The following is a 19,877-nucleotide window of genomic DNA, read 5'->3' as shown; positions in this document are numbered from 1 at the left end:
ATTTAACTCAATAAGGAAATATCATGAAAAAATTAATGATGGCTTCAGCATTAACAGCCGCAATGGCGTTCCCGCTAAGTGCAATGGCTGCTGACTATACAGTTGATACTAAAGGTGCACATGCTTTTGTTAGCTTTAAAGTAAGCCACTTAGGTTACAGCTTTATTCAAGGTCGTTTCAACGAATTTGACGGTACATTCAGTTACGATGCAGACAATATTGAAGCATCAAAAGTAACAGTCAACGTCAATACGGAAAGCTTGGATTCAAACCATGCAGAGCGTGATAAACACCTTAGAAGTGATGACTTTATTAACGCCAGTAAATACTCAACGGCTAAGTTTGTTAGTACTAAAGTGACAAAAAATGCCGATGGCACACTGTCGATTGCTGGTGATATGACCTTACACGGGGTGACCAAACCAGCGGTTATTGATGCTAAATTCATCGGTGAAGGTAAAGATCCTTGGGGTGGTTACCGCGCAGGGTTTGAAGGAACAACCCGTTTACAAGTGGCTGATTACGGTATTAAGGTCGTTGGTGCATCAAGCTATGTCGATTTAGATATCGTATTAGAAGGCGTTAGAAACTAACCACGTCTTCGTTCAGAAAAATCAAGCTATACACTTGATATAAAATAAATAAAAACTTTACCTGTGACTTTTTATTATGCGGGTAAAGTGCCCACTCTTAATATCATCAACCTCGCCCAATTCACCTGTTTGTTTACCAAAATGACTAAACTCTGACTTAAGATTTATCAAATAATTCTCTTTAAAATTTTATTTTTCAGCAATTTACCTATACTTTTCATTATAGAAACGCGTTACACTTTTTATGTGATTAGCAACACTATGGTGAATATATGACTTTAGAGACAAACACAGTAACAGTGAACAACCTACAGGAAGCTAACGACACAGACTTAAACTTACAGCAAAATCAGCCTTCGCTTTCTGTATCTGATATTTGGCTAGAACGTTTAACGGCAGAGCCGAACAAAAATCGACGCCTCGACCAACGTAGTGCATTTCAACGTGATAAAGCACGTGTCTTACATTCAGCTGCGTTTCGACGACTACAATCTAAAACACAAATTCATAACAATGGATTAAGTGATTTTTACCGCACCCGTTTAACTCATTCATTAGAAGTGGCGCAAATTGGCTCCGGGATTGTGGCCAACTTAAAATTAATTCAACCGGAATTTCGTAAACTTCTTTCTGGCTATAACCTAATAGAAACGATTTGCCTTAGCCACGATATTGGTCACCCGCCCTTTGGTCACGGCGGAGAAACAGCGCTTAATTACATGATGGTCAAACATGGTGGTTTTGAGGGGAATGCACAAACCTTTAGAATACTCACACAATTAGAGCAATACACTGAGCACAACGGTATGAACCTAACTCGGCGGAGCCTTTTAGGAGTGCTTAAGTACCCACTTTGTTTAAGCGAACTGAGTGTGCCCTATCCTGCTGACAACCAACGTAACTTCCGCCAACTTAAAACCGAAGAGTGGACACCAGCAAAAGGTATCTATGACCATGACCGACATTTGCTCGATGCAGTGCTATCAACGCTGTGTGAAAGTGATCGCAACTTGTTTGCCAGCACCCGAACGCCTGATGCCGATGCACCGACCAAGCAACACTTAAAAACAAAATATAAATCCTTTGATTGTTCCATCATGGAAATTGCTGATGATATTGCCTATGGGGTGCACGACCTTGAAGATGCCATTGCCATGGGGATTATCAACAAAGCGCTATGGCAAGAAAAAGTAGTGCCGCAATTAGCCGCCATTGAAAACTTTTGCCTGCATGATAAATTACAGGAGTTCACCGACAACCTATTTTCATCGCAACACTTTAAACGCAAAGATGCGATAGGCTCATTAGTTAATGCCCTGATCACCTCTATTACCATTCAGCGCGTAGATAAACACTTTAAAGAGCCACTACTGGCTTATAATGCTTATTTAGATACGGCTATGTTTAAAACCCTAGAGATATTGAAGAAATTTGTCTTAACCTATGTCATTCATAGCCCAGACCTGCAAATTTTAGAATACCGAGGGCAACAAATTGTGATGGAATTATTTGAAGCCTTTGAATCTGGCCCATTACGTTTTTTACCAGAAAGAGCCAAAGCCCTATGGAAATTTCATGAAGGTGATGTTTCACGTCAACAACGAGTGATTGCCGATTATATTTCTAGTTTAACCGATAACCATGCATTGCGGTTACATGCGAGCTTGTTTAGTAGCAACCAAACCGCACCAATGATTGGAGAGCATGCTTTTTAATGGATAGACTTTTTTAACAGGCAGGTTTAATAAAACGGCGCTTAATAGCGCCGTTTTTTTATTTAAAAACTCCTTTTATCGACATTGTTTTCTTGTAATACCAATTGTATTAAATAACTGTTCTAAATTTTGCGCCGGAAAAATGGCTTAGTTTGAGGCGTAAGTTGATGTAAATGGTTGTTCCCTATGCGAAACTTACAACGAACACATAAGTTGTTTTAACAAGTAAAATAGATCAGTTACTTACTATGACTGGTATAAGTTATTGGATACTCTAAAATAAACTTAAATGGAGTTTAAACGATGAAAACTATTCTATGCTTTGGTGATTCTAATACTTGGGGCTACTCCCTTCTCTCACGCGTCGTTATAATGAATCAGAACGATGGACAATGTTGTTGCAATCGCAATTGCCTAATGAATATCGGATCATTGAAGAGGGCTTAAATAGTCGCACCACCGTGTTTGAAGATCCCATTGAAGCAGGTAAAAAAGGATTAGATTACCTACTCCCTTGTTTAGGCAGTCACCACCCTGATTTAATTATTATTATGCTAGGCACAAACGATGCTAAGTCGAGATACAATGTCACTGCAAGCGATATATCTAAAGGAGCTGCACGCTTAGTTGAAGTTGCACAGCGCTTTGAACCAGGCTTTACCAGAACAGCCCCAGACGTGCTTTTAATTTCCCCTGCACAGATATTAGAGCTTGAAAATGGTAAAGAAGGCTGGGAAGGTGCTCAAGCTAAATCGGAACAATTTGCTCACTACTATGAGCTACGTGCGACCGAATTAGACTGTCACTTTTTAGACGCCGCTAAGTTTGTAAAACCTTGTGAAAAAGAGGGAATACATTGGCCCCAAGAAGAACATAAAAAACTAGCGAATAAATTGAGTGAATTGATCCCTACAATATTGCCATTGGATAACTGAAAATTAACTCAATAGTGTTTAATAACCTTAGCGAATAGAGTGTATGAATGTTCTATACTTTATTTAGGTATAGAACACTGCTTGCTAAGGTTTAAGTTAATCTCTCATGAAAAGATTGTATCATTTCTTCCATTATCACAATGATTATTGCTCCAATTAAAACAGGGGTTACAAAACAAACTCTGTACAGTCATTTTGAAAGCAAGGAAAGCTTAATACTTTCAGCACTTCAACAAAGACACACAAATTTCATTGAATGGTTAAAAACTAAACTTGATGGAGTAGACTCTAATGAGCAACTAATAATACGATTACTCTTCAGCAATAAAATGTATACGAATACTTAAACAATACGAAAATAACACTGCATTCACTGATTAATAAATAATTTTATTTCAAAGCGACGATAAACAAAAATCCCATGGCCTATTAAGCGATGGGATTTTTATTTAGAGCTGAATAAGTGGCTTCGCTTATGACCTAAGCATAACACTCTTCTTCTTGTTTGATATTACGGTAAGCCAGTGCAATAGGGTAACCACGTTGCTGAGTATAAAGCTCAGAACGTTTTGTAATGGCTTGGTCTTCAATAGTATCAGTGATTGGGAACAAGCGAGCCCCTACTTTATCTTTATCGACAAAACCTAGCTCTGCTAACTTTTCAGTTAATGCATCAGCACAGGTTAATACTGACGAAGCTTTAACGATTTCACAACGTGCATAATGATTGCTTTCAAAAGACACACCAGCGGTACGTAAGGTTGAGTCGTCACCTGGAATCTGTTGCGCACCAAATAAAGGCTTACCAGCGACAGTGGCCGTTTTAAAAGCAGGAATATATTGAGAAATGTGATCGATGGCGCGCTGTCCACGCGTAGTGACCTCGTGCTCTAACCAACCTTTATCTATTTTACGTAAAAACTTCTCATCCAATTGTGGTTGAGAGCTGTTTTTAGCGCTTTCTACTAAGCCGTCTTTAAATAAAGTAATATCTTCGGTCATGCCATGTAATTGTACTAGGTCGCCAGGGTATGGCGTAAATTGAGCCATGCCCTGAGGTGTACCACGCGTACCATGAATAATCACTTCCGGCCAAAAACCACCAGTACCTTTCCAGTGGGTAACATAAGCAGCTTTAAACTCAACTAAACGGTCACGATTAAAACCTGCTAGGTCGTCAATTTCACCGGTTTTAAAGCCTGCAGCGTTAATCACATAATCAAACTCATGCTCAGCTGGAAGATCATTTTCAGTGTAGCCCAGCTGCCATTTTTCAGGCTGTTGTTGCGAGAGTTTTGTTACCTGACTGTTTAAGTGAATCTGACAGTTAGCATTTTTCTCTAAAGATAACGCAGCCGTTGCCCCTAATCGGAAGACATTCCAACCAAACTCTTGCACTAACACCACAGGAAACTTAAGCAAAGATAAGTCAGTATGCTTGGCAAAAGGAATTAACCACTCTTCCGCTGTGCTTGGCACTTTTTTCTCATCTAAAGTGGCGAGGTGCTGCAACTCTTCTAGCTCAACTAAACGGTAATATTCGTTTACTTCACCCAGCACTTTATTTTTACTGTCTTTATCAATTAGCTTTTGATATTCATCTTGCAGCAGCGTTAAACGTGGTAACAGATCTAATGGTTGGCCTGCATCATGTTTTGGCACGGCAATAACCGTGGGTCTGTAATCGATAGAATCAGGATACAAACGTAATGCTTCTATAGACTCTTCTAATAAGGTCACACATTGTTCGTCAGGGATCTCTCTGTATAGATTACCACCCGCATGCAGATGGCAAATTGGAGGACCATTAACTAAACTTGTGCCCTTCTCAAATAGATCTACTTTTAATCCTATTTCGCTCAAGTACAGGGCAATCGAAGCTCCTGCTATACCGCCGCCTATTACTGCAATTTTTTTATCAGACATATCGCTTCTAGTCACTGTTTAACCGTTAATATTTGCGTAAAAAAGAAGAAACTAAACATTCAATGGTTATTGCTTAGCATCCGAAAGAGTGTTAACAATATTAGCAAAATCATCAAAGCTAACATCAGGCCCATGTTCGTTAATATCTTCGCCGTAGTTATAACCATAGGTTAAACCAATGCTCTGCATTTTCGCTGCATTTGCGGCTAAAATATCATTTTTAGAATCCCCTACCATGACGCAGTCATCGACAGTGACACTTAACTGTTCACAAGCGAAGTGTAATGGAAGTGGATCAGGTTTACGTTTTTCTAAAGTATCGCCGCCAACTAATAATGAAAATAAACCATTCATTGATAAACCATCTAAAATAGGTTGAATAAAATCGTAAGGTTTATTGGTAACGATTGCTAACTGGTAGCCTTTTTCTTTTAATGCTTGTAGAGAGCTAACAACATTAGGGTAAGTCACCGTATCCACGCATAGGTTTTTGGCGTAAAATTCCAAGAAAATAGCTAAAGACTTCTCTAATAATGCAGGGTCTAAATCAGGGTCAATCTCAGTTTGTCCAGATAAACCACGTTGTACTAAAATACTTGCGCCGTTACCTACCCAAGAGCGAATAATGGCTGGGGAAATCTCTTCTCTACCAATACTAGTTAGCATGTGATTGATTGCTAATGCTAAATCTGGCGCACTATCAATTAAAGTACCGTCTAGATCAAACAGGATGGCTTTTTTATCCGTGAATTTCAAAAATAACTCCTACAACATTTTTAATTATTTATATGTGTTCATCTAAGCAGAATGTGTTTAATAACGCCAATAAAATTTGATATTTATCACAATTATTCGCCATTTTAGCCTTTAATAAGTGATACGAAGATCTCTTAAATTAAGTTCACCGGTTTTTAGATTATTTAGATAGTTTTAATCAATTATTTCATTAGTTATCGCCGATTAAACTTTGTAGTCTAATTGCTGATGATTTCAGAAGAGCAGAGTAGGTTTTATGGAGAAAAATAAAGGAAGGTTAAAATACCAGAAAGGAAAGTATCACTAAGGACAGAGATAATTCATGCCCTTAGTCAGAAGCAATTAAGCTTCGAAGCCACCATGACGAGAGCCTGAATCTGAACCTGAATCAGGGCCTGAACCGTTGGAATCAGAGTCATCATCATTTGTTTCTGTCACTGCAATACTCACGCCACAGATTTGACGATATACAATGCCTAATACGTTTATACAGTATGGAATAACAAACAGTAAACCGATACCAGAGGTGATTAAACCAAACATAAACAGTACACAGAAAATAACTAATAACTGCGTAAATTGACCAATATTTTTGTGTACTAATTTAAAAGACAATTTTAAGGCCATGACAGGAGAGGCTTTCTTTTCTGCAATCAATGGGTAGACCAAGCAGAATGACATTTTTAAATACAGTAAAACAAGTACAGACAATACAAAGCCTGCACTGCCAAATACTTGTCCGAAAACCATACTCACCGCATTTGTCATTAAATTAACCATCATCGCTGCCAGCGACAATTTCAAGATTATTTTAAAATAATGAAAAAGGTGAAAAGAGTTAGTTTTAAGCCCCACTGAATGATGAACGCCCATCATAATAAGACCGGTCATTATTGGCGGTGCAATCAGTAATGCAAAAACAAAAAACAGACCAATGACTTTAGGGTCGGTTAATGAAGTGTCAGTATCTATAAATAAACTTAATAAAGAAAAAGACGCTAGCATGATAAAAAGACATGCCGAGACAAGCGGTAAAAAATGTTTGCGAGTGATCTTAAAACCATCGCTTAACAATTTTTTTAAATCTAAATGGTACCCTTCAGCCAGTGATTTTTTAATATCACCGCCCAATACAAAATATTTTGAACTCATAACCAAGTAACTTCCCTAAATGAAATAACAGCTGTTCAGCAGCCAGTCATTGTAGGGGGTTCTGGTAGCTTTTCAAGCTTATTCATAATTGCAGCCTCTGATATTAAAGTGAAATTTAAATCAGATCGCCAGGTGTTTATTTTAAAATCTGTTTAACTAACTGTGGAACCAGTTCCGTTGCTTTGCCCTGTAGCACTTGGTCAAAATGACTATGTACTTCACTGACTTCTAAATTAACCTCAATGGACTCTGCCCCACTACTTTTGGCTTCCTCTACAAAGCCCGCAGCAGGGTAAACTGTGCCAGATGTACCAATGGCAATAAACAGGTCTGCTTCTGAAAGAGCATGATAGATTTTATCTAAGCCTATCGGCATTTCACCAAACCACACTATATGTGGGCGCAAAGGTGATGGATACTGACAACAGGTACACAGGTCATCACTGTTTAAATCCTTTAGCCACTGAATCAACTGATTAGAGCTAGGACAGCGTGCTTTTAGTAATTCACCGTGCATATGCAATACGTTTTTTGAACCTGCTTGCTCATGTAAATTATCAATGTTTTGTGTCACTAATAGAAACTCACCCTCAAACTTTTGCTCTAATTCTACTAAGGCATGGTGAGCAGCATTTGGTAGGTTGATACCTGAACAAAATTGCTTACGGCGTTGATTATAAAAATCTAACACTAACTCTGGGTTGCGCTTATAACCTTCTGGTGTTGCTACATCTTCCAGTTTATATCTTTCCCATAATCCATCTTTAGTACGAAAAGTATCTATGCCCGACTCTGCAGAAATACCCGCTCCAGTTAATACCACAATTCTTTTATATTTACTCAAATCTTCGGTCCTAATTGTTAATGGAGGTTCAAAGCACATAAAGTAAGCACTCATACCACAGCACATTGTAATCTGAACAGCGTGACAAATGTGTGTCTGAACTCATGTAATATCATTCATACTAACTAGGCTAGGCAAATTTTAGGCAAAAAAAGCCGCAGAGCGACTTTTTCTAGATAGCTTAATGGCTTATCCTAGATTGATAACTAATGGCGAAAACGCTGATTAATTATTTGTTAGGTTTATCTGATAAGCTAGTTTCCACTAACTCTTTCAGTTTCTGACCCGCTTTAAAGGTAACAACTCTTCGAGCTTCAATCGGGATATCTTCTCCCGTTTTAGGGTTACGACCTGGTCGCTCGCCTTTGTCTTTTAGCTCAAAACCACCAAAGCCAGAAATTTTAACTGGCGAACCAGATTCAAGCGTTGATTTAATTTCTTCAAAGAAAGATTCTACAAACTCTTTTGCTTCTCGTTTGCTTAATCCAATTTCTTCCGATAAGTGTGCTGCTATTTCAGCTTTTGTCAGTGCCATAAATTAATCTCTCAAAGATGCATTAAACTCCGTAGAAACCGCTTCAACAATAGAACTAACGCTATCAGCAATCTCTTGTTCTTCCAAGGTACGTGAAGAGTCTTGTAATATTAAGCCTATTGCTAAGCTCTTTTTACCTTCTTCAACGCCTTGTCCTTGGTATACGTCAAACAAGTTTATGCTAACTAGCTCGGAACCGCCAATTTTTTCTATAAATTTTAGGACCTTACCTGCATTTACTTGCTCATCTACCACAAAAGCGAGATCTCGACTGTTCGCTGGGAACTTAGAAATATCACCCGCTTGAGGTAGCTGTCTAGTTAATATACTATCAACTTCTATTTCAAAAACAATAGCTTGCCCATTTAATGCAAAAGGTTTCTTCAAACTTGGGTGCAAACTACCAATATAACCCACATTTACGCCGTTACGGTAGATACCTGCAGATTGACCTGGGTGCAATGCACTGTGTTTTTCAGCTTTAAACTCAAAACTAGCATCATCAACGGTTAAATCTAACACAGCTTCTAAATCTGCTTTAAGATCAAAGAAGTCTGCAGCACGAGTTTCCAGTGACCAATGTTCATCACTGACGTTACCAATAATCACACCTGATAACATGGCTTGTTGGCGAATACCGTTTTCAGCTTGCTCATCTTTAATGAAACGTAAACCCGTTTCAAATAAACGAACGCGGTTTTGCTGACGTTTTTGGTTTTTAGAGACACTTTCTAATAGACCTGTCCATAAGCTAACACGCATTGCCGACATATCTTTAGAGATTGGGTGCGGTAAAATAAGCGCATCCGCTTCTGGGTGCAATTTAAGTTGCTTGTCTGGGTCAACAAAGCTGTAAGTGATCGCTTCTTGGTATTCACGGTTCACTAACACATCACGGATTTTAGATAATTTCAAACGTGATTCATTGTGAGCAGGCATAGTTAATGCTGCTTGTGGCGCAATATTTGGAATGTTGTTGTAACCAAATACACGTGCTACTTCTTCGATTAGGTCTTCTTCAATCTCCATATCAAAACGATAGCTTGGTGCTACTGCAGACCAACCTTCAGCAGTTTCAGTCACTTCACAACCTAACTGAGTCAAGATTTGCTGAACACGCTCTGCATCAATTGAAATACCGATTAAACGATCTAATTTACTACGACGTAATTCAATAGTTGCTTGTTTTGGTAAGTTTGCTTCACTCACTGCTTCTGTGATTGGGCCAACTTGACCACCACAAATTTCAACTAATAACTGTGTTGCACGCTCCATCGCAGTGACTTGTAACAGTGGGTCAACGCCACGCTCGTAACGATGTGACGCATCTGTGTGTAGACCGTAGCTACGTGCACGACCAGCAATCGCTAGTGGCGCGAAGAAAGCACTTTCTAAGAAGATATCTGTTGAACCTTCTTGTACACCAGAGTCTTGACCACCAAAAATACCTGCCATCGCTAAGGCTTTTGATTGGTCTGCAATCACTAATGTATCTGCATTTAATTTAACTTCTTTACCGTCTAATAACGTTAATGCTTCATCTTGATTAGCTAGGCGCACTTCAATGCCACCTTCTAATTTAGATAAATCAAAAGCATGCATTGGATGACCTAACTCTAATAATACATACTGAGTAATATCAACCACAGCATCAACACTGCGCACACCACAACGACGTAGTTTTTCAACCATCCATAATGGTGTTGTTGCATTTTGATTAATGCCTTTGATTACACGACCAAGGTAACGAGGGCAAGCTTCTGGTGCTTGTAAGTTGATAGCCACTTGGTCATCAATTGATACAGCTACGTTTTCCCAAGTTGGTTGTGTTGCTTCAATGCTATTTAACACTGCGACTTCACGCGCAAGACCGGCAATACCTAAACAATCAGCACGGTTTGCTGTTAAATCTACATCGATGATCACATCATCTAACTGTAAGTATTCACGAACACATTGGCCAATTGGCGCGTCTAAAGGTAGTTCAATGATACCTTCAGCACTTTCTGCCATGCCTAATTCAGACTCACTACACAACATACCAAAAGATGGCTGACCACGTAGTTTGGCTTTTTTAATTTTGAAGTCACCTGGTAAAACAGCACTGACAACAGCCACGGCTACTTTTAGACCTAAACGACAGTTTTTAGCACCACAAACAATATCGATTAACTCTTCTTCACCGATATTGATTTTAGTCACTTGTAATTTGTCAGCATCAGGGTGTTGACCACATTCAACCACTTCACCAACTAATACTTTAGTAAACTCACCAGCAACAGGATCAACATCGTCGACTTCAAGACCTGCCATAGTGATTTGATGTGTTAATTCATCACGTGTAATTTCTGGGTTAACCCACTCGCGTAACCAAGCTTCACTAAATTTCATTATTATTAACCCTTATTTGAATTGCTTGAGGAAACGAAGATCGTTTTCGAAGAATGAACGTAAATCATTAACGTTGTAACGTAGCATTGTTAAACGCTCAATACCCATACCGAAGGCAAAACCAGAGTATTTCTCAGGATCAACACCCATTGATTTTAATACGCTTGGGTGAACCATGCCGCAACCTAGTACTTCTAACCAACCGTTTTTACCTTTCACATCTACTTCTGCAGAAGGTTCTGTGAATGGAAAGTAAGATGGACGGAAACGAATCTCTAAATCTTCTTCGAAGAAGTTGTGTAAGAAGTCATGCAGAATACCTTTAAGCTGTGTAAAGCTTACGTTTTCTGCAATCATCAAGCCTTCAACTTGGTGGAACATTGGTGTATGTGTTTGGTCGTAATCATTACGGTAAACACGTCCAGGAGAGATAATACGTACTGGTGGCTTCTGTGCTTCCATAGTTCGGATTTGCACACCTGAAGTTTGTGTACGAAGTACTAAATCAGGGTTGAAGTAGAAAGTATCGTGATCAGCACGTGCTGGGTGATGCGGTGGAATGTTTAATGCGTCAAAGTTATGGTAACCATCTTCAACTTCAGGACCATCTTTTACTTCAAAACCTAACTCACTAAAGAACTCAACGATACGATCAGTGGTACGAGTTACAGGGTGAACGTTACCTTGCTTAGTACCACGACCAGGTAGTGTTACGTCAATCGTTTCTGAGGCTAGTTTGGCATTTAAAATTGCCTCTTCCATGCCTTTTTTACGTTCAACTAATACCGCTTGAATCGCTTGTTTTGCCTTATTAATTAATTGACCTGCAGCTGGTTTCTCAGCAGGTGGTAATTTACCTAAGCCTTTCATTTGCTCAGTCATTAGGCCTTTTTTACCCAGATACTGTAAACGAATCTCTTCTAATTCATTAGTATCTGCGGCGTTTTCGATCTGTTGTTGCGCGTTAGCAACGATTTCATCTAGATGCTGCATTCAATTTACTCTACTTTATACAAGTGATAAAAAATATGGCTGTAATTTTACGCAGATCAAATAGATATGGCTAGTGCTGAGGTGTGTTTGCGGTAGATAAAAGGCTGGAAATGCATAATTATTTTGTGCATTTCCAGTGCCTAATAGAATGAGTGCTTAATGCACCTTATAAGACGGTCCAACTTTGTGAGACTAAAAGTGTGTCTTGAGAAAAAATTTGCCCAGTGAATTTATCACCTTGGTTAATTTTACCCACGCCTTTTGGTGTGCCTGTCATTAAAATATCGTGTTTTTCAAAGGACATAAACTCATTCACTGCCGTAACTATCTCAGCAGGTTTGTAGATCATCAATTGATAATTAGCCTGTTGAATCACTTGGTCATTAATGAATAACACTAAACTTAATGAATCTACTGGCTGCTCAAAACTGACAAACTCTGAAAATACCGCAGAGGCATCAAAGGCTTTAGCACGCTCCCAAGGTAAAGATTTACTTTTAAGCACACTTTGAACTTCTCGTTTGGTTAAGTCTAAACCAATGCCAACACCAACAAACTGGTTATTATCCATCAAGAAGGAGATTTCTGCTTCATAGTGAATCGCGTCCACGGCATGGGTTTTAATCTCAGTGCTGATCGCAGAGTTCGGTTTTACAAAAATCACCGGCTCAGTAGGCACTTCATTATTTAATTCAGCAATATGCTCAACATAATTACGGCCAATACAGACTACTTTTGAAGGGCTAATAGGTTGTCCATCGAATAACACTGTTTGCATGAAAACTCCTAGATTATTATCGGCTAATTAACGTTTTGCGTTTTTAAATAAGGTGAAGTAATTATTAGTGGTTGCTGCAGCTAGCTCTTCGAATGAAACGCCTTTTAAATCAGCAACAAACTCGGCTACGTTGTAGGTGTAAGCTGGTTCATTTTCCTCACCACGATGTGGTACAGGTGCTAAATAAGGTGAGTCAGTTTCTACTAATAAGCGATCTAGCGGTACAGCTTTAATCACTTCCTGTAACTCTTTGGCATTTTTGAAGGTAACAATACCAGACACTGAAATATAAAAGCCCATTTGCATCGCTTCCTGTGCCATCTCAATAGACTCTGTAAAACAATGTAAAATACCTCCGACTTGCTCAGCACCCTCTTCTCGAAGAATATCTAAGGTATCTTCACGTGCGCCACGAGTGTGGATAATCAGAGGTTTGTTAAGTTTTTCGCGACGCGGATCTGCTTACGAAAAGCATCTATTTGCCACTCTTTGGTTTCTGGTGAGTAGAAGTAATCTAACCCTGTTTCACCAATAGCAATCACTTTTTCAGCACTTGCATACTCAAGCAATAAATCTTCATTCATCACCGCTTCTTTATATAAAGGATGCACACCACAGGTACTTGACACTTGATCGTAAGGTTTGATCATTTCAGCCATCGCAGGGTAATCTTCTAACGTAACACAAACGCTGAGTAGATGATTAATCCCTTTTGCTTGTGCCTTTTCAATCACATCGGCAATACCCGTGTGCTTTTTGGTGTAATCTAATCGGTCAAGGTGACAGTGAGAATCAACTAACATAGTGTGTTTCCTTAAATTCGTTCTTTATTTTAATCAACAAAGCGCTGATCAATAACTCTTGCTTTAATGCATTGTGCTCGGTTAATAAGCTGCGTGTTTTTAATATTTCTTGGCTTAACACACGCAAACTTTTAAAACTTAACTGTGCTTGCCAAAGTTGTAACTGTGGTAATGCAAAATAATAGATAGCATCTTGATTTAGTTGTTCAGTATTTAACTTCAACTTATGAATATCATGTAATAGATGAAAAAGCAGTAATAAATTTTGCTCTGCATCATTGGCTAATAACCGTGAAAAGCTAAATAACTGCTGTGGTTGATACAACATATTAAAGACACCTTCCACACATTGGCGACGTGTATCTAAACTTGCATCTTGTTGTAATGCCTTTAAATGGTTTAATAACGCTAATGGACTATTTTGAAACCAACGTAACACGCCTAGGTCACTCACTTGATAGCCCAATTCATATAACCAGTTAATTAAGGTTTGATCATCAGGGCTATGCAAATGAGTTTGCTGCAATCGGCTTAATAACGTTGGCATTAATTGATGATGGGTTCTTGCAAGCAAAATCAGATAGCTATCACCTTGCGGCTCTTCTAATGTTTTTAATAGGGCATTAGCCGCAGCCTCAGTAAGCTGCTCAGCACCTTTAATCAACACCACCTTATTGTTACCTAGCTGTGGGCGTTCATTAAGTTTTTCAGTCAATAAACGAACTTGGTCAATACCAATGGACTTATTTTTTTCAGCCACTAAAAAATGATAATCAAGATGATTATGTGCGCTAAATAGTTTGCAAGAGTGACATTCAAAACAAGCATCATCATGCTGTTTGTTTGTACATAGCAAATATTGCGCTAACTGTTGCGCTAACTTGTATTTACCAATACCAGCACTGCCGGTAAACAATAAACCATGGGCAAAACGTCCCTGCTGATAAGTCTGTTGCAGCTGCTGATAAAAAGGCGTTAACCAAGGCGTTGAAACCTGTTCAAAACTTGATTCAGCCATATTCGATGGAGTTTGCGTATTAGCCATTTATAAACTCGCTAACCAAATATCAAGTTGTCGGTGAATGGATTCCTTGACTTGATCAAAGCCTTGACTTGCATCGATACACACAGCATTTTTTTCTTGCTCAGTAAGCTGCTGGAATACAGCGCGAGAACGGTTAAAGAAATCAATAGCTAACCGCTCAATACGATCTAACTCGCCACGGCCTCTTGCTCGGCTTAACCCAAGTTCCGGTTCAATATCTAAAAACAGTGTAAAATCTGCTTTGAAATCACCTAACGCCACTTGCTTAATATCATTAATGAGTTGTAAATCGATACCACGACCACCACCTTGATACGCTAATGAAGACCAGTTATGACGGTCACCAATGACCACTTTATCCGCTGCTAAGGCGGGTTTAATTTTATGCTCAACTAGTTGTACGCGCGCCGCATACATGATTAATAACTCTGCTTTGTCATCCAGTTGCTCATCTGCCACATCCATTTTTACTATCTCGCGCATTTTCTCTGCGAGAGTAGTACCACCAGGTTCGCGGGTTAATTCGATATTTTGTTCAATAACACCTTGTAGTGCTAACCAATCTTGGATGTATTGAATGGCAGTGCTTTTACCTGCACCTTCTAATCCTTCAATAACAATAAATTTACCCGCTAGTTTTTGTATTGCTGACATTTTATTTTCCTCGGATATATTTATTAACGGCGTTGTTATGCTCTCTTAAATTTGTAGAGAAGTAAGAGGTACCATCACCTTTGCTGACAAAATACAGATACTTGGTGTCTGCAGGATGCAAAGCCGCATACAGGGCTTCTTCACTCGGCATTGCAATGGGCGTTGGTGGTAAACCGGTTATTGTATAAGTATTGTAAGGCGTTTTCTCTCTTAAATCTTTACTACGAATGCGCCCATCATAACGCTCTCCCATGCCATAAATAACCGTAGGATCCGTCTGTAAACGCATGCCTATTTTTAATCGGTTAACAAATACCGAGGCGATTTTATCTCTGTCGTTGGCTAAACCACTCTCTTTCTCGATGATTGACGCCATAATCAAAGCTTCATAAGGGGTTTTATAGGGAAGGTTTTTGTCTCTTTCAGCCCATAATTTCTCAACGATTACCTGTTGATGTAAGTACGCTTTTTTAATAATAGTAAAGGCACTCATATCAGCAGAGTAGTGATAGGTTTCAGGAAAGAGTAATCCTTCTAATTTAGATGAAGTACTGCCTAACTTAGCTAAAATGGCTTGTTCATCTTCTACAATAGGTTTAATTCTTTCTGCTTTACTTAACGTTTTCAGCCAATCTTTATAGGTACTGCCTTCTACAAAAGTGACTTTAAACTGATAACCTCGTCCGCTGTTCAAAATGGTTAATATTTGCTGTAAAGATGCTGCTTCAGGTAGTTGGTAAGTACCTGATTTAAGATGTGTTAATTCGGGATGTAGCTTAGCGACCACTTTCCACCAACGGTCTGAGTCTAATAAACCTTGCTCCATTAATTGTGGTGCTAATTGTGAAAAATAACTGCCATCTGCTAAGGTAAATAGCTGTGTTTCCGCAACACGTGGTGTACTTAAATAACTATCCACTTGCTGTTTTGCCCAACCAATCACACCTATTAGGATAACTATTAATAAGGCTGCTACTACACCTATTTTCTTGATCATAAAAACTAACTTCCTTGCTTAAGCAATGTTTGTAATTCTGTCACAGGCTTTAATTGCTCTGCTGAATAGTGTTTGTCTTGATATTGTTTGACCGCAACAACGCCCATAAGTGCATTGGTTAAACACAGGCAGGTTGCTTGGTTAATGTCTGCTAAGGTGATCTCTCTTTCAACGACTTTGATAGTTGCTAACTGTAGAATCCGCGCTCTCATTACCCCTGCGACACCACTATAATTAAGTATCGGAGTGATCCACTGCCCTGCTAAGTAAATAAACACATTAGCGCTACATGCTTCGACAACATGACCAAACTCATCACAGACTAAACCTTCTACGGCCTTTAATTTAAGTAACTCTTGTTTAATTAAAACTTGCTCTAAACGCGCTAATGATTTTAAGCCAGCAAGTTGTTTATTGCGCCCTAATTGGCTCTGACATTGCACAATCGCAATCCCATTTTTCTGCCAATCAAGGTATTGCTTAGGAAAAGCCGACAAGCTGATAACCCGCACTGTTTGTTCACAACCAGCAGCACTATAACCTCGACCACCACTGCCTCTGGTAAGCATCACTTTTAATACATGATGAGCATGTTTCGCCACTGATTGTGCAGTGTTGAATACTTCAGTTTGTAGTAAGTCCCAATCCACCTCGGGAAAAAATAAACGCGCTGCGCCATCTTTAAGTCGTTGTAAATGCAATGACCAATCAATGAGTTCACCGTGTTCAATTTTAATCGTAGAAAATAATCCATCACCATAGGCTAAACCACGATCAGTTGCATCAATACTTTGACTGACAATACCGTTAATTAACATGAAGTTACTCATCCAGTGTAAAATTGAATAAAGGATTATACGCATAATCCTTTATTCACTAAATAGATGATTAGAAATAATAGCAATCATGCTAGATAGCAAAGCATTATTGATGCCTTCCAGTGATTAGTATAAACATGCTTACGAGCACAATTTTTGGACATAAAAAAACCCGAACTTACGTATCGGGCTTTTAAAAATCAACCACAAAAAATGGCTAATTATTAGTAATAGTACTAGATACGTTTAAAGATCAACGTACCGTTAGTGCCACCAAAACCAAATGAGTTTGATAATGCGTATTCAATACTCGAAGGTCGCGCTTTACCGTCTGTTACATAATCTAAATCACAACCTTCACTTGGGTTTTTAAGGTTAATTGTTGGTGGAGCAACTTGGTCTTTCAGTGCTAATACACTGAAGATAGCTTCGATTGCACCAGCAGCACCTAATAGGTGACCAGTCATTGATTTAGTTGAGCTCATCATCACTGAGTTTGCTGCTTCACCCCAAATGCTTTTCACTGCTTGTGTTTCAGCGATATCACCTGCAGGTGTAGACGTACCATGTGCATTGATGTACTGAATATCAGCAGCCTCAATACCTGCATCACGGATAGCATTTTTCATTGATAATGCTGCACCTGCACCACTTTCTGGTGGTGACGTCATGTGGTAAGCATCGCCACTCATACCAAAACCAACCATTTCAGCGTAAATTTTTGCGCCACGTGCTTTAGCATGTTCATATTCTTCAATAATTAATACACCCGCACCATCACCTAGTACAAAACCGTCACGCGACTCATCCCATGGACGACTTGCAGTTTCTGGCGAATCGTTACGTGTAGAAAGTGCACGTGCAGCACCAAAGCCACCCATACCCATTTCAGTTGACGCTTTTTCTGCACCACCTACAAACATCACATCCGCATCACCATGTTGGATCATACGAGCGCCTAAACCGATGCTGTGTGTACCTGTAGTACAAGCAGTCGTTACGGCGATGTTTGGACCTTTTAGGCCTTTGTTAATTGAAACATGACCAGAAATCATATTGATGATAGTTGCTGGTACAAAGAAAGGACTGATTTTGCGTGGTCCTGATTTGTTATAGTTATCTTTGTTTTGTTCGATGATACCTAAACCACCAATACCAGAGCCGATTGCAACACCGATTCGCTCTGCATTTTCTTCTGTAATTTCTAAGCCAGAATCTTGTAATGCTTGTTCAGAAGCAGCTACACCGTATTGGATAAATGAGATCCATTTTACGTGCTTCTTTCTTTGGCATGTACTCTTCGACGTTAAAGTCTTTAACTAAACCAGCGAATTTAGTAGAAAACTTTTCAGTATCAAAGTGTTCAATATTTGAAATACCACTTTGACCAGATTGAATAGCCTGCCATGATTGCTCAACCGTATTACCTACTGGTGAGATGATCCCTAAACCGGTTACTACAACGCGACGCTTTGACACTAGACTCTCCTAAAATAAAGCTATAAAAATAATAACTAAAAATTTTTATACCAATGTATATTAAATCCATGTTGATAATATGACACAGAGAAAAAAATGGCTTAATTTGTGAGGTAAGTTAATGTAATCATGTCTCTTTTACAAACTTACAACAAAAGTAACTCATTTTTACCAGGTATATAGCACACGGGATTTTTACGATTGGTGTTTTAAAACACTTAGCTATTATTTACGATTAATTTATTAATGTTTAAATAGACAAAAGGCGGTCACAAGACCGCCTTTAGAGATTTCTGCACTTATAGTGAGAAATTAGCCGTTGTTAACAACGTAATCAATCGCAGATTGAACAGTAGTGATTTTCTCTGCTTCGTCATCTGGGATCTCTGTATCAAATTCTTCTTCTAGAGCCATTACAAGCTCAACTGTGTCTAGTGAATCAGCACCAAGATCGTCAACGAAAGAAGCTTCGTTTTTAACTTCGTCTAGTTGAACACCTAATTGCTCAACGATGATGTTCTTTACGCGTTCTTCGATATTGCTCATTTTTATCTTCCTATGTAATTACGCATTTGCGTTAAGTTGCGGTAGTTTATTCTATCGCGTTTAATATTCAAGTATTCTATCACTGGTTAGACCAGTATTTTAAGATTTTAATCAATAAATTAATAGAATATCTATCTTTTTGAGTTAATTGCTTATTTGCTCAACAAAGTTAGGCAAAAAATTAAACCATGTACATGCCACCATTAACATGAATTGTTTCACCATTAATGTATGCCGCACCTTCAGAGGCTAAAAATACAACAGTCGCAGCAATCTCTTTTGGATCACCTAAACGGCCAGCAGGTACGTTTGCTAAAGTAGCAGCACGTTGCTCTTCATTTAGTGCTTTAGTCATATCTGTTTCAATGAAACCTGGGGCTACTGTGTTAACAGTAATGCCACGGCTTGCAACTTCACGTGCTAATGATTTAGTAAAACCAATTACACCAGCTTTAGCTGCGGCGTAGTTAGCTTGACCAGCATTACCCATTGTACCAACTACAGAACCTACATTAATAATGCGACCAGCACGCTTTTTCATCATTGGACGAAGTGCAGCTTTACTCAATTTAAAGATAGGCGTTAAGTTAGTACCAATGATGTCATCCCACTCTGCATCTTTCATACGCATCAATAGGTTGTCACGTGTGATACCTGCGTTATTCACTAACACATCCACACTACCAAACTCTTTCTTAATGTCAGCAAATAATGCTTCAATAGACTCAGTTTCTGTGACGTTTAAGACAAAACCTTTACCTGCATCACCTAAGTATTCACTGATTGCAGCTGCGCCACCTTCACTTGTTGCTGTACCTAATACAGTTGCACCTAGTGCTACAAAACTTTCAGCAATTGCTCGGCCGATACCACGGCTTGCACCTGTTACTAAAACAACTTGATCTTGCATACTCATT

Annotated in this window: 17 protein-coding genes and 2 pseudogenes; 3 read left to right on the top strand and 16 right to left on the bottom strand. The window is 39.0% G+C overall.

Annotated elements, in window-relative coordinates; genetic code table 11:
- Positions 1-23 precede the first annotated feature (23 nt).
- The 3 genes from ACLKL2_RS19335 to ACLKL2_RS19325 all read left to right on the top strand — a co-directional run bounded on the left by ACLKL2_RS19335 (position 24) and on the right by ACLKL2_RS19325 (position 3,243).
- Positions 24-593, top strand: coding sequence for a YceI family protein (locus tag ACLKL2_RS19335; protein ID WP_413692856.1), 570 nt, complete (start codon positions 24-26; stop codon positions 591-593).
- A gap of 272 nt (positions 594-865) precedes the next feature.
- Complete coding sequence (locus tag ACLKL2_RS19330; protein WP_113817833.1) at positions 866-2,308, top strand: anti-phage deoxyguanosine triphosphatase; 1,443 nt, start codon at positions 866-868, stop codon at positions 2,306-2,308.
- 338 nt (positions 2,309-2,646) lie between these two features.
- Complete coding sequence (locus tag ACLKL2_RS19325; RefSeq protein ID WP_413692855.1) at positions 2,647-3,243, top strand: GDSL-type esterase/lipase family protein; 597 nt, start codon at positions 2,647-2,649, stop codon at positions 3,241-3,243.
- Between the two features lie 480 nt (positions 3,244-3,723).
- Here the strand turns inward: ACLKL2_RS19325 and ACLKL2_RS19320 are convergent, their stop codons facing one another.
- From ACLKL2_RS19320 to fabG, 16 genes and pseudogenes are all read right to left on the bottom strand, one after another.
- On the bottom strand, positions 3,724-5,169 hold the full coding sequence (locus ACLKL2_RS19320) for an FAD-dependent oxidoreductase (RefSeq protein ID WP_413692854.1): 1,446 nt from the start codon (positions 5,167-5,169) through the stop codon (positions 3,724-3,726).
- Between the two features lie 66 nt (positions 5,170-5,235).
- Entirely contained in the window at positions 5,236-5,925 is a 690-nt protein-coding gene (locus ACLKL2_RS19315) for a phosphoglycolate phosphatase (protein WP_413692853.1), read from the bottom strand.
- Between the two features lie 342 nt (positions 5,926-6,267).
- Positions 6,268-7,077, bottom strand: coding sequence for a hypothetical protein (locus ACLKL2_RS19310; protein WP_113820662.1), 810 nt, complete (start codon positions 7,075-7,077; stop codon positions 6,268-6,270).
- Between the two features lie 136 nt (positions 7,078-7,213).
- Positions 7,214-7,921, bottom strand: a complete 708-nt coding sequence (cobB, locus tag ACLKL2_RS19305) for a Sir2 family NAD+-dependent deacetylase (RefSeq protein ID WP_113820661.1) — start codon at positions 7,919-7,921, stop codon at positions 7,214-7,216.
- 229 nt (positions 7,922-8,150) lie between these two features.
- Positions 8,151-8,456, bottom strand: coding sequence for an integration host factor subunit alpha (locus ACLKL2_RS19300; RefSeq protein WP_113820660.1), 306 nt, complete (start codon positions 8,454-8,456; stop codon positions 8,151-8,153).
- A 3-nt stretch (positions 8,457-8,459) separates the two neighbouring features.
- Positions 8,460-10,847, bottom strand: coding sequence for a phenylalanine--tRNA ligase subunit beta (gene pheT / locus ACLKL2_RS19295; RefSeq protein ID WP_413692852.1), 2,388 nt, complete (start codon positions 10,845-10,847; stop codon positions 8,460-8,462).
- 12 nt (positions 10,848-10,859) lie between these two features.
- Entirely contained in the window at positions 10,860-11,840 is a 981-nt protein-coding gene (gene pheS / locus ACLKL2_RS19290) for a phenylalanine--tRNA ligase subunit alpha (protein ID WP_113820658.1), read from the bottom strand.
- A gap of 166 nt (positions 11,841-12,006) precedes the next feature.
- Positions 12,007-12,618 (bottom strand): fumarylacetoacetate hydrolase family protein, encoded by a 612-nt coding sequence (locus ACLKL2_RS19285; RefSeq protein ID WP_413692851.1) that lies wholly within the window; start codon positions 12,616-12,618, stop codon positions 12,007-12,009.
- 27 nt (positions 12,619-12,645) lie between these two features.
- Positions 12,646-13,421 (bottom strand): annotated as a pseudogene (locus ACLKL2_RS19280) (TatD family hydrolase).
- A complete protein-coding gene (holB, locus tag ACLKL2_RS19275) occupies positions 13,411-14,466 on the bottom strand; it encodes a DNA polymerase III subunit delta' (RefSeq protein ID WP_413692850.1) in 1,056 nt (351 codons plus the stop codon). Before holB ends, ACLKL2_RS19280 begins: the two are co-directional and overlap by 11 nt.
- Positions 14,467-15,120 (bottom strand): dTMP kinase, encoded by a 654-nt coding sequence (gene tmk, locus ACLKL2_RS19270; RefSeq protein WP_413692849.1) that lies wholly within the window; start codon positions 15,118-15,120, stop codon positions 14,467-14,469. It lies immediately after the preceding gene.
- Position 15,121: 1 nt separating this feature from the next.
- The gene (mltG, locus tag ACLKL2_RS19265; protein WP_413692848.1) at positions 15,122-16,117 is read right to left on the bottom strand and encodes an endolytic transglycosylase MltG; all 996 of its coding nucleotides are present in this window, start codon (positions 16,115-16,117) and stop codon (positions 15,122-15,124) included.
- Positions 16,118-16,122: 5 nt separating this feature from the next.
- Positions 16,123-16,935, bottom strand: a complete 813-nt coding sequence (gene pabC / locus ACLKL2_RS19260) for an aminodeoxychorismate lyase (RefSeq protein WP_413692847.1) — start codon at positions 16,933-16,935, stop codon at positions 16,123-16,125.
- Between the two features lie 236 nt (positions 16,936-17,171).
- Positions 17,172-18,414 (bottom strand): annotated as a pseudogene (fabF, locus tag ACLKL2_RS19255) (beta-ketoacyl-ACP synthase II).
- A 312-nt stretch (positions 18,415-18,726) separates the two neighbouring features.
- Positions 18,727-18,960 (bottom strand): acyl carrier protein, encoded by a 234-nt coding sequence (gene acpP / locus ACLKL2_RS19250; RefSeq protein ID WP_025562459.1) that lies wholly within the window; start codon positions 18,958-18,960, stop codon positions 18,727-18,729.
- 181 nt (positions 18,961-19,141) lie between these two features.
- Positions 19,142-19,876, bottom strand: a complete 735-nt coding sequence (gene fabG / locus ACLKL2_RS19245) for a 3-oxoacyl-ACP reductase FabG (protein ID WP_413692846.1) — start codon at positions 19,874-19,876, stop codon at positions 19,142-19,144.
- Position 19,877: the final 1 nt, after the last annotated feature.

Origin of the sequence: Psychromonas sp. KJ10-2, assembly GCF_047323255.1 — a bacterium.
GTDB lineage: Bacteria > Pseudomonadota > Gammaproteobacteria > Enterobacterales > Psychromonadaceae > Psychromonas.
Note: the sequence above shows the minus strand (reverse complement) of the source record. Positions and strands in the feature narration are given on the sequence as shown.

Bases quoted from the DNA above. Each gene is read 5' to 3' on its own strand.
- ACLKL2_RS19335 (WP_413692856.1), top strand. From the start codon at position 24: ATGAAAAAATTAATGATGGCTTCAGCATTAACAGCCGCAATGGCGTTC.
- ACLKL2_RS19330 (WP_113817833.1), top strand. From the start codon at position 866: ATGACTTTAGAGACAAACACAGTAACAGTGAACAACCTACAGGAAGCT.
- ACLKL2_RS19320 (WP_413692854.1), bottom strand. From the start codon at position 5,169: ATGTCTGATAAAAAAATTGCAGTAATAGGCGGCGGTATAGCAGGAGCT.
- ACLKL2_RS19310 (WP_113820662.1), bottom strand. From the start codon at position 7,077: ATGAGTTCAAAATATTTTGTATTGGGCGGTGATATTAAAAAATCACTG.
- ACLKL2_RS19300 (WP_113820660.1), bottom strand. From the start codon at position 8,456: ATGGCACTGACAAAAGCTGAAATAGCAGCACACTTATCGGAAGAAATT.
- pheT (WP_413692852.1), bottom strand. From the start codon at position 10,847: ATGAAATTTAGTGAAGCTTGGTTACGCGAGTGGGTTAACCCAGAAATT.
- pheS (WP_113820658.1), bottom strand. From the start codon at position 11,840: ATGCAGCATCTAGATGAAATCGTTGCTAACGCGCAACAACAGATCGAA.
- ACLKL2_RS19285 (WP_413692851.1), bottom strand. From the start codon at position 12,618: ATGCAAACAGTGTTATTCGATGGACAACCTATTAGCCCTTCAAAAGTA.
- holB (WP_413692850.1), bottom strand. From the start codon at position 14,466: ATGGCTAATACGCAAACTCCATCGAATATGGCTGAATCAAGTTTTGAA.
- tmk (WP_413692849.1), bottom strand. From the start codon at position 15,120: ATGTCAGCAATACAAAAACTAGCGGGTAAATTTATTGTTATTGAAGGA.
- mltG (WP_413692848.1), bottom strand. From the start codon at position 16,117: ATGATCAAGAAAATAGGTGTAGTAGCAGCCTTATTAATAGTTATCCTA.
- pabC (WP_413692847.1), bottom strand. From the start codon at position 16,935: ATGTTAATTAACGGTATTGTCAGTCAAAGTATTGATGCAACTGATCGT.
- acpP (WP_025562459.1), bottom strand. From the start codon at position 18,960: ATGAGCAATATCGAAGAACGCGTAAAGAACATCATCGTTGAGCAATTA.
- fabG (WP_413692846.1), bottom strand. From the start codon at position 19,876: ATGAGTATGCAAGATCAAGTTGTTTTAGTAACAGGTGCAAGCCGTGGT.